Below are 10,726 nucleotides of genomic sequence, written 5' to 3'. Positions count from 1 at the left end.
GCCCGTACTACTCCTGTCCTCAGCGAAGCTTCGGCTGGACCTCGGCTGCGGCGGCGTCACCGTATGCCTCGGCGATGCGGGCGACGAACGAGTCGCGTTCCACCTCGTACTCCTGCGGTCCGTCGGTCTCCAGCGAGACTGTCGCCAACGTGCAGCCCAACTGCAACGAGCGCTCCAGCCCGAGGTCGTGGGTCAGACCGGCCAGGAATCCGGCGCGCAACGCGTCGCCGACGCCGGTGGGATCGCCCTTCTGCTTCTCCTTCGGGGGCTCGACCTCCAGGGTCGGCTCCGTCTTAGAGTCCACCTGGACGCCCTTCGGGCCTAGCGATGTCACCCAGATGCCAACCCGCGATAGCACCTCGGCGTGCGTCCAGCCGGTGCTCTGCAGCAGCAGCCCGTGCTCGTACTCGTTGGTGAACAGGTACTCGGCGCCGTCCACGAGCCGGCGGATCGCGTCGCCGTCCATCCGGGCCAGCTGCTGGCCGGGGTCGGCGAGGAACCGGTAACCGCGGTCGCGGCACTCCTGGGTGTGCCGCAGCATCGCGTCCGGGTCGTTGGCCGAGATCACCACCACGTCCAGGCCGCCGAGCCGGTCGGCGACCGGCTTGAGCTCGATCTCGCGGGCCTCGGCCATCGCGCCCGCGTAGAACGAGGCGATCTGGTTGTGGTCGGTATCGGTGGTGCACAGGAACCGCGCGGTGTGCTTGGTCTCCGAGACGTGCACCGAGCCGGTGTCCACCCCGTGACGCTCCAACCACGAGCGGTAGTCGTCGAAGTCGCGGCCGACGGCGCCGACCAGGGCCGAGCCGACGCCAAGCTGGCCGAGACCGAAGGTGATGTTGGCCGCGATCCCGCCGCGCCGCACCTCCAGCTCGTCGACCAGGAACGACAACGACACCTGCTCAAGACGATCAGCGACGAGCTGCTCGGCGAACCTACCGGGGTAGGACATCAGATGGTCGGTGGCGATCGAACCGGTCACCGCAATCCGCAAGGCAATACTCCTTCACCAGGGTCGGCGGCTGCCGCCGCCGACCATGTAGCTCAACTGGACCCCCGGGCCGGCACAGGAGAGTGCGGGACGCGGTCCCCACGCCCCGCAATCTGCCGCGACGGCTTCCATCGGTCGAGGTCAAATACCGGCGGCGCTCTTCAGTGCGGCCGCCCGATCGGTGCGCTCCCACGGCAGGTCGACGTCGCTTCGTCCGAAGTGACCGTACGCCGCCGTCTGGGCATAGATCGGCCGCAAGAGGTCCAGGTCACGCACGATTGCGGCGGGACGCAGGTCGAACACCTCGTTGATCGCGGCCTGGATCTTGACCGGGTCGACGTTTTCCGTACCGAAGGTCTCCACGAACAGGCCCACCGGGGCGGCCTTGCCGATCGCGTAGGCGACCTGCACCTCGATGCGACTCGCCAGGCCCGCGGCGACCGCGTTCTTGGCCACCCAGCGCATCGCGTAGGCGGCCGAACGGTCCACCTTCGACGGGTCCTTGCCGGAGAAGGCACCGCCGCCGTGGCGGGCCATGCCGCCGTAGGTGTCGACGATGATCTTCCGGCCGGTCAGGCCCGCGTCGCCCATCGGGCCGCCGACGACGAACCGGCCGGTCGGGTTCACCAGCAGCCGGCTGTCGGAGGACTCCAGGCCGACCCGCTCGATCTCCGGGTCGATGACCTTCTCCTTGATGTCGCCGGTCAGCATGCCGTCGATGTCGATGTCGGCGGCGTGCTGGGTGGACAGCACCACGGTGTCCAGCCGCACCGGCTGGTCGCCGGCGTACTCGATGGTCACCTGGGTCTTGCCGTCCGGCCGCAGGTACGGCAGCACGCCGTCCTTGCGGACCCGGGTCAGCCGCCGCGACAGCCGGTGCGCCAGCGCGATCGGCAGCGGCATCAGCTCGTCGGTGTCGGTGCAGGCGTAGCCGAACATCAGGCCCTGGTCACCGGCACCCTGCTTGGCGATCTCGTCGAGCACGCCCTCGACCCGGGATTCGTGCGCGGTGTCCACGCCCTGCGCGATGTCCGGGGACTGGGAGCCGATCGCGACGTTCACACCGCAGGAGGCACCGTCGAAGCCCTTCGCCGAGGAGTCGTAGCCGATCTCCAGGATCTTCTCCCGCACGATGGTCGGGATGTCCGCGTAGGCGTCCGTGGTCACCTCGCCCGCCACGTGCACCTGCCCGGTGGTCACCAAGGTCTCCACCGCCACCCGCGAGCGCGGGTCCTGGGCCAACAACGCGTCCAGCACGGCGTCGCTGATCGCATCGCAGATCTTGTCCGGGTGTCCCTCGGTCACCGACTCACTGGTGAACAACCTGCGGTTGATCTCACTCACGACTGCTCCTCACCTCACAGCTGATGCAGCATTGATCCTTGCGTACGATAGTGATGTTCCCCGGCATGGGGGGAGGGGTTCAGGCGCGGGCGTGGATAATGCCCCAAGCGAGGTTGCCTGCTTTTCCACCGGCCACCCAATTCTTCAGCCCGGTTTTCATCTTGGTGCGGTACTCGTCGCTGATCCGGTCCGCCAGCTCCGCTTCCTGGCTCTCCAGCACCTCCAGCACCCGCGCGTAGTGCGTCGGCAGGTGCTCGGTCAGGTCCTCGAAGTCGAAATTCTGCAGCCCGAGCCGGGCCAGCTCGCGGCGGTAGAAGCCGGGTGAGCCCATCGTGTCCAGGTTGAGCCGGTCTAGGATCGGCCCGAGGTCCTTCATCCTGGCGCCGTCGGCGGCCATCGGATCGGTGAAGATGAAGGAACCCCCGCCCTTGAGCACGCGGGTCACCTCTTCCAGCACCCGCTCCCGGTCGCCGCTGTGCAGGATCGCATCCTGCGACCAGACGATGTCGAAGGCATTGTCCTGGAACGGGATGTCCTCGAAGGAACCGTCCTTGACCTCGATGAGCTCGTCCAGCTTGGCGGCGCGGTTGAACTCGACGTTGCGGGCGTTCTCGACCTCGCTGAGGTTCAGGCAGGACACCTTGCAGCCGTAGGTGCCGGCCAGGTAACGGGCGGCGCCGCCGTAGCCGGAACCGATGTCCAGGATGCGGGTCTCCGGAGTAATCCGGACCTTGCCGGCCATCTGCTCGACGGTGCGCCGCGAGGCGGCGTCGATGTTCTCCTCCGGGGTCCGGTAGAGGCCGACGTGAATGTCGTTGCCGCCCCAGACGTGGTAGTAGAAGTTGTCCGCGTCCTCGGAGTTGTAGTAGTCGCGGGCGGTGTGCACCGCGGTGGAGTACACATCGGACAGTTCTTCGTCCGGCCGGTACTTCTTCTCCGCCACGTGGATGAAGAAGTCCGGTTCGGAGTCATGGTAGGTTTCCTGGAAGTCACCGTAGGTGTCGATCCGCTGGAAACCGACCTCACGCATGAGCCGCCGCATGTAGTTCTTCCGCAGCGGATACATGTTCAGGAAGAATTCAGATTTATCCGGGAACGTGTACTTGAACCGCGCCAGCCCCTCGTCCACGTAATCGGGCTCCGCGGAAACGTCCTCACCGGCGTAGTAATAGGTGTGCTTCGAGGAGAACCCGCTGTCCAGAATCGAGTCATAATTGCGCTGATCGATGATCAAAACGCCGTCGTGCTTGAGCATCGCGTAGAACTCGGCGAGCGCCTTGCGCCGATCTCGCTCGGAGAACAGGTGGGTGAACGAGTTGCCCAGGCAGATGATCGCGTCATATTCACCGTGGACGTCACGATTCAGCCAACGCCAGTCGGCGTGCACCACGCGCAGAATATGCCCGCCGTAGGTAAGCCCGTTGCTGAATGCCTTGGCCAGCATCTGCGGGCTGCCGTCGGCACTGACCGCCTCGAAGCCCTCCTCCAGCAGCCGCACGGAGTGGAACCCGGTGCCGGTGGCCACGTCGAGCACCGAGCGGATGCCGCGGGCCTTGAGCTGGTCGATGAAGAACGAGCCCTCGCTCTGGTAACGCTTCTTCCAGTCGATCAGCTCATCCCACTTTTCGACGAAACCGCCGACGTACTCGTGGGTGTAGTGGTCAGATTCGCGCACTTCCAACGGGTTCTCGCCGAACACCTGCTCCTCGCGCGCCACCAGATCAGCGGTATCCGGCGATCCGGGGCGCTCGCTTGAGGCAAGATCGTCCACGCTCTTGGCCATTCTTCACTCCCACCACTCACGTTGGTCATGCGCCACCGCAGGACTCGGGTACGCACAAATCCGTGCCCCGAGATCGTCTCGTGGCCGTGTAGGGTCGCCACTGCGAAAAAGGCAACGCCAGGACCGGCGCGGGCAGCCGAGAAATGCTCAAGGCCGCAACAGCTACGCCGATCACGCCCGGTCGGCACCTTTGCCAACCAGCGCTGACGCGATATTTCTGCGTCGGTTAACCAAACTAGGCGAAGGAGATCGCAAAGCAAGCGTACGAACGTGTGACACTAATCACTGAAATGCGATGATTGCGTGATTGGGATTGTCACCCTGGGTGAAAAAATGCGCCGCTACCTGCGCCGATTCAACGCATTTTCGGAACAGATAACAATCACGCAAGTGCGGAACGTCAGCAAACTGTGTATACTAGCGCGCGCACCCCGTACCACAACAACCGAAAATTGCACAACCGCGAGTGCCGACAAAAATGTTAAGACTAGGCGTCGGGGCGGTTGACTTTTCTGTTTTCAGTATTTCCTATCGCGCCGCGGAGCACGGATGTTACGATGCCCGCCGCTCCGGCGCGAACCATTTTCGTACCGCCAGGCCCGGCCCACCGGTCTTCATCCACTGCCCTCCCCCCCGTCAGGCTCGCACCACGTTCCCCCTGCTGAGACGCCGGCGGGAAGATCATCGCCGGATCAGCTCAGGAGAAAGTGTGGCACGCGCTATGAGCACGTGCCACCGCAAAATCCCCCGTCCGGAGTCAGCCCGTCAACTCCGGGAAGTCCTCTTCGCGGAATTCGCCCTCGGCGCCACCCCCCGACCGGTGCAATTCGTTCTCCCGGCCGCGTAGTTCCACACGCCTGATCTTGCCGGAGATCGTCTTCGGCAATTCGTAGAACTCCAGCCGCCGCACCCGCTTGTACGGGGCGAGGTGCTCACGTGCGAAGCGCAGGATGGACAGCGCCGTCTCCCGCGTAGGTTCGTGCCGCCCGGCCAGAACCACGTAGGCCTTCGGCACCGCGAGCCGGATCGGGTCCGGTGACGGAACCACCGCCGCCTCGGCCACCGCCTCGTGCTCCAGGAGCACGCTCTCCAGTTCGAACGGCGAGATCCGGTAGTCGGAGGCCTTGAACACGTCGTCGGTGCGGCCGACGTAGGTGATGTAGCCGTCGGCGTCCCGCGCCCCGACATCGCCGGTGTGGTAGTGACCTGCGCGCGTCACCTCGGCGCTACGCTCGGTGTCGTCGGCGTAGCCGGTCATCAGGCCCACCGGCCGCGGCTGCAACGCGAGGCAGATCTCCCCCTCATCGGCGGGCTCGCCGGTGACCGGGTCGAGCAGCGCCACCTCGAAGCCGGGCAGCGGGCGGCCCATCGAACCGGGCCGGACCGCTTGGCCGGGCGTGTTGGCGACCTGCACGCTCGTCTCGGTCTGGCCGAACCCGTCCCGGATGGTCACCGACCACGCGCGCCGCACCTGCTCGATGATCTCCGGATTCAGCGGTTCCCCGGCACCGACCACTTTGGACGGCGGCGTGGCCAGCGTGCTGAGATCTGCCTGGATGAGCATCCGCCACACCGTCGGCGGGGCGCAGAAGCTGGTGATGCCGCAGCGTTGCATTTGCGTCATCAGCCCTGCGGCGTCGAAGCGGGTGTAGTTGTAGATGAACACCGTCGCCTCGGCGTTCCACGGCGCGAAGACGTTGCTCCACGCGTGTTTCGCCCAGCCCGGCGACGAGATGTTCAGGTGCACATCACCCGGCTCCAACCCGATCCAGTACATCGTGGACAGATGACCGACGGCATAGGACACATGCGTGTGCTCGACCAGTTTCGGTTGCGCCGTGGTGCCGGAGGTGAAGTAGAGCAGCATCGGGTCGTCGGCGCGGGTGGGACCGTCCGGCGTGAACCCCTCCTCGGCGGCAGCGCTGTCCGCATAGGATTCCCATCCCGGGACCGACTCGCCGACGGCGATGCGCGTGTAGTCGCCGGGCACGTCGGCGAACTTCGCCGCATCGGCCGACGTGGTCACCACGTGCCGCGCCCGACCGCGGTCGATGCGGTCGCGCAGGTCGGCCGGGCCGAGCAGCGGGGTCGCCGGGATGATCACCGCGCCCAGCTTCATCGCGGCCAGGATCGTCTCCCACAGCTCGACCTGGTTGCCGAGCATCAGCACCAGCCGGTCACCGCGGGACACACCGAGCCCGCGCAGCCAATTGGCCACCTGGTTGGAACGGTGCGTCATGGCGCGAAACGACACCTGGTGCTCGCTGCCGTCGGCGTCGACGATCCACAGCGCGATGCCGTCCCGCCGCTCGCCGATCGTGTCGAACCAGTCCAGCGCCCAGTTGAACTCGGCCGGCCGCGGCCAGTCGAACTCGGCGCGCGCGGTGTCGTAGTCCTCGCGGTGCCGCAGCAGGAAGTCCCGGGCGGCCCGGAACTCCTCGGTCGCGGTGCCTTGCTCGGGTGGAGAATTGACCGTCACGTGCACTTCCTCCTGGACTCGGCAGCTTCGCCGGATTGCTTGAGCGGGCCAACAACGTAACCTCAGGAGCCTTACCGATCCATGCCGCTTGCTCCGATTTGCGGAGGTTCTTTCGCCCGCGTTGACTGTGCGTGCGGGCATGGTCATTGTTGTCGATTAATGGTGATTTCCCGTCACCTTGCCGACAAGTCGGTCTGGAGGCACTTGTGCTGCTGCGCGCCCTGCTGCTCACCACGCTGTTGGCCACCGCATCGGGGATTCCCGCAGCCGCCGCGGCGGCCACCCCGTGGCGCCTCAAGCCGCCGCCGCTGACCACGCCGTGGACCGACCAGGTCGGGCCGGACAACGCCCTCCCCGAATATCCGCGCCCGCAGCTGACCCGCGAACGCTGGTTGAACCTCAACGGATTGTGGAGCTACGGCGGCGGATCCACCCCACCGGCCGAGGCGACCGAGCAGATCCTAGTGCCCTATCCACCCGAATCCGGGCTTTCCGGGATCCAGCGCCACGACGACCACATGCGGTACCAGCGGACCTTCGCGGTGCCGCCGGACTGGGCCGGGCAGCGACTACTGCTCCACTTCGGCGCGGTGGACCAGAAGGCCGAGGTGACGGTCAACGGCCGGACCGTAGCGGTGCACGAAGGCGGCTACACCGGGTTCAGCGCCGACATCACCGACGCGATCAAGCCGGGCACCCAGCAGGAACTCGTGGTGGTCGTCGAGGACCGCAATGACGCCAACCCGTATCCGGTGGGTAAGCAGCGCAACAAGCCCGGCGGGATCCTCTACACCGGGGCATCCGGCATCTGGCAGACGGTCTGGCTTGAGCCGGTGCCCGACGCGCACATCGCCAAGCTCGACATCACCCCGGATCTCGGCGGTTTCAACCTGACCGCAAGGACTTCGGCACGCGCGGGCGAGCGGGTCGAGGCCGCCGTCCTGGACCCCGAGGGCCGCGAGGTGTCACGCGCGAGCGGTCCGGCCGACGAGGCATTGCGGCTGCCGGTGGCTGATCCGCACCTGTGGACCCCCGAGGACCCCTACCTCTACAACATCTCGGTCCGGCTCCTGGGCAGCGATGGCCGGACCGTGGACGCGGTCGGCAGCTACGCCGGGTTGCGCACCGTCGAGCTGCTCAAGGACCCACAGGGGCGCCCGCGGATGGCGCTCAACGGGCGGATCCTGTTCCAGCACGGGCCGTTGGACCAGGGCTACTGGCCGGACGGGATCTACACCGCGCCGACCGACGAGGCGCTGCGGTTCGACCTGGCCGAGACCAAGCGGCTCGGCTTCAACATGGTCCGCAAGCACGTCAAGGTCGAACCGGCCCGCTGGTACAACTGGGCAGACCGGCTGGGCCTAATGGTGTGGCAGGACATGCCGTCGCTGCCGATCGATCTCACCGACCCGCCGGGCAGCAACCCGCCGCCGAATGAGCAGGCCCGCGCGCACTTCCGCAGCGAGCTCACCGCGATGATCGACCAGCTGCGCAGTGTCACGTCGATCGTGGCGTGGGTGCCGTTCAACGAGGGCTGGGGCGAGTTCGAGACCGCGGCGATCGCCGAGCTGGTCCGGCACACCGACCCGACCCGGCTGATCGACGCCAGCAGCGGCGTGAACTGCTGCTACTCGCTGCCGGACAGCGGCGCGGGCGACATCTACGACGACCACACCTACGTCGGGCCGGGCAGCCCCGAGGCGCGCGGGGCGCGGGCGTCGGTGGACGGCGAGTACGGCGGGTTGGGGCTGGTCGAGGAGGGCCACCTCTGGCCGGGGCAGCCGGGCGCGTACGAGATGACCACCAGCCGCGCCCGGCTCACCGACCGCTACGCCGAGGTCAGCCGCGACCTGGCGCGCATCGTCGAAAGCCGCGGGCTGTCCGCGGCGATCTACACCCAGACCACGGACGTGGAGAACGAGGTCAACGGGTTCTTCACCTACGACCGACGGATCCGCAAACCCGATTTGGACGTCGTCCACGCCCACAACCGGGCAGTGATCGACGCGGGCACCCTGTGACGATCGGCGGACCGGGACGATCGGCGGACCGGGACGATCGGCGGACCGGGACGATCGGCGGACCGGGAGGACTGGCGGACCGGCCGCCCTTCCGGCCACAGTGGAACGGGATCACGATGGGTGATCGGCGCTTGGCCTCGTCATCTCCAGGAGGTTCAGGATGCGACGCATAACTCGACGAGCCGCACTCGCCACCGCGGCGGGTGCGACCACCGCCGTCACCCTCGCCGGGCAGACCGCCGCTCAGCCGCCCGGCAGCGCGCAGACCGCGAACGGTCGGCTGTACGAGATCCGCTCGGAGCGGCAGCGCGCGGTGATCGCCGGGGTGGCGGCGACGCTGCTCTCCTGGCAGGTCGACGGTGTGGAGCTGCTGCTGACGCATCCGGCCGACGACGTCGGCGAGGGCTACCGGGGCAAGACGATCCTGCCCTGGCCGAACCGGATCGACCACGGCCGCTACACCTTCGGCGGCCGCGAATTGCAGGTTCCGATCAACGAGCCGAAGCGGGATGCGGCACTGCACGGGCTGATGAGCTTCGTGGAGTGGCAGCCGGTGCGGCACGACCGCGACGGCGTGGTCCTTGAGTACCTGCTCCCGCCGCAATACGGCTACCCGTTCCGGTTGGCGTTCCGCATCAAGTACGAAGTGGACGCCACGGGAGTGCGCAGCACGCTGAGCGCGAAGAACGTCGGCAGCACCGATGCCCCGTTCGGCACCGCCAACCACACCTACCTCGCCGCCGGTGGGGACCGCATCGACGACATCGTCTTCGAGCTGCCCGCCGACACCTACTACCTGGTCAACGACCGGCTGATTCCGACCGGCACCGCCCCGGTCGGTGGAACCGAGTACGACTTCCGGTCGCCGCGGCGGATCGGGTCGACCGAAATGGACACCGCGTTCACCGGCCTGCGCCGCCGACCCGGCGGCGAAGCGGTGGTGCGGTTGGCCCGTCCGGACGGCGTGACGGCCGAGCTCTGGGTCTACCCGACGCACGGCTACCTGCAGGTCTACACCGACGACAGCCCGCCGACCGACCGGCCGAAGCGAGCCGGGATTACCGTGGAGCCGATGACCTGCGCGCCAAACGCGTTCGTCACCGGCGACGGTCTGATCGTCCTGCGGCCGGGCGAGTCCCACTGCGGTAGCTGGGGTTACCGGATCGCGGACTGACCGGCCGGATCCGCACCATGCCGGTGCGGTGCCGCCGCGGCCGATGATCGGCCGCTTCGCCGACCAGTACAGTGGCCGGGTGGCCGAGTACATCCAGATCCCTACTCCTGCCGGGAAGTTCGACGCGCTGGCGGCCGGTCCCGAGGACGGCCGTCCGGTGCTGCTGCTGCACGGCTTCCCGGAGGCGGCGGTGCAGTGGAGCGAGCAGTTGTCGGTGCTCGGCGGTGCCGAGTGCTTCGCGGTCGCCCCGGATCAGCGCGGCTATTCCCCCGGTGTGCGGCCGCAGCAGGTGGCCGACTACCGGATGGAGGAACTCCTCGGCGATGTGCTGGCCATCGCCGAGCACTTCGGCTGGCAGCGCTTCGACCTGGTCGGACACGACTGGGGCGCGGCGGTCGCCTGGACGATGGCGGCGGCGCACCCGGACCGGATCCGCACCCTGACGGCGGTCTCGGTACCGCACCTCGACCCGTTCGGCGACGCGGTGCGCAACGACGAAGACCAGCACCAGCGTTCGGCCTACACCCAGGCCTTCCAGTCCGCCGGTGCGGAGAAGGCGCTGCTGGCGGACAACGCGAAGAAGCTGCGCCAGATCTACTACCCGGGCGTGCCCCAGCACCACATCGACGACTACGTCCAGCGGCTGACCGAACCGGGCGCGTTGACGGCGGCGCTGAACTGGTACCGCGCCACGCGCCTCGGCGGCGGCCAGATCGGCCCGATCACGGTGCCGACGCTGTACGTCTGGAGCACCGAAGACGTCGCGATCGGATCGACGGCCGCCATGGCCACGGCCGATCACGTCACCGGCCCGTACCGGTTCGAAATGCTGGAGGACATCTCCCACTGGATCCCGGAGGAGACCCCGGAGACCTTCACCCGCCTCCTCCTCCAACACCTGGTGTCCCATCCGGAATAAACGCCTGTGGCTGGG

The 10,726-nt window shown here is 67.5% G+C and carries 7 protein-coding genes; 3 read left to right on the top strand and 4 right to left on the bottom strand.

Annotated elements, in window-relative coordinates; all coding sequences use genetic code 11:
* Positions 1–19: 19 nt before the first annotated feature.
* From BJ970_RS26420 to BJ970_RS26405, 4 genes are all read right to left on the bottom strand, one after another.
* Positions 20–994, bottom strand: a complete 975-nt coding sequence (locus BJ970_RS26420; RefSeq protein WP_184728704.1) for a carbohydrate kinase family protein — start codon at positions 992–994, stop codon at positions 20–22.
* Positions 995–1,132: 138 nt separating this feature from the next.
* The gene (gene metK / locus BJ970_RS26415) at positions 1,133–2,335 is read right to left on the bottom strand and encodes a methionine adenosyltransferase (protein ID WP_184728703.1); all 1,203 of its coding nucleotides are present in this window, start codon (positions 2,333–2,335) and stop codon (positions 1,133–1,135) included.
* Between the two features lie 79 nt (positions 2,336–2,414).
* Positions 2,415–4,118: a glycine/sarcosine N-methyltransferase gene (locus tag BJ970_RS26410; RefSeq protein WP_184728702.1), complete on the bottom strand. Its 1,704-nt coding sequence runs from the start codon at positions 4,116–4,118 to the stop codon at positions 2,415–2,417.
* A gap of 757 nt (positions 4,119–4,875) precedes the next feature.
* Positions 4,876–6,597 carry an AMP-binding protein gene (locus BJ970_RS26405; protein WP_376775087.1) on the bottom strand — a complete coding sequence of 574 codons (1,722 nt, stop codon included), beginning with the start codon at positions 6,595–6,597 and terminating at the stop codon, positions 4,876–4,878.
* A 206-nt stretch (positions 6,598–6,803) separates the two neighbouring features.
* Between BJ970_RS26405 and BJ970_RS26400 the strand changes: the two genes are divergently transcribed.
* From BJ970_RS26400 to BJ970_RS26390, 3 genes are all read left to right on the top strand, one after another.
* Positions 6,804–8,618 carry a glycoside hydrolase family 2 protein gene (locus BJ970_RS26400; protein WP_184728700.1) on the top strand — a complete coding sequence of 605 codons (1,815 nt, stop codon included), beginning with the start codon at positions 6,804–6,806 and terminating at the stop codon, positions 8,616–8,618.
* Between the two features lie 160 nt (positions 8,619–8,778).
* Positions 8,779–9,792, top strand: a complete 1,014-nt coding sequence (locus BJ970_RS26395; RefSeq protein WP_184728699.1) for an aldose 1-epimerase family protein — start codon at positions 8,779–8,781, stop codon at positions 9,790–9,792.
* 79 nt (positions 9,793–9,871) lie between these two features.
* Positions 9,872–10,711, top strand: coding sequence for an alpha/beta fold hydrolase (locus BJ970_RS26390; protein WP_312864472.1), 840 nt, complete (start codon positions 9,872–9,874; stop codon positions 10,709–10,711).
* The last annotated feature ends 15 nt before the right edge of the window (positions 10,712–10,726 follow it).

Origin of the sequence: Saccharopolyspora phatthalungensis, from assembly GCF_014203395.1 — a bacterium.
Taxonomy (GTDB): Bacteria; Actinomycetota; Actinomycetes; order Mycobacteriales; family Pseudonocardiaceae; genus Saccharopolyspora; species Saccharopolyspora phatthalungensis.
The sequence above is the reverse complement of the archived record's forward strand: the minus strand, read 5'-3'. Positions and strand labels throughout refer to the sequence as shown.

Excerpts from the sequence above, each read along its gene's own strand:
- BJ970_RS26410 (WP_184728702.1), bottom strand. The coding sequence starts at position 4,118 with ATGGCCAAGAGCGTGGACGATCTTGCCTCAAGCGAGCGCCCCGGATCG.
- BJ970_RS26395 (WP_184728699.1), top strand. The coding sequence starts at position 8,779 with ATGCGACGCATAACTCGACGAGCCGCACTCGCCACCGCGGCGGGTGCG.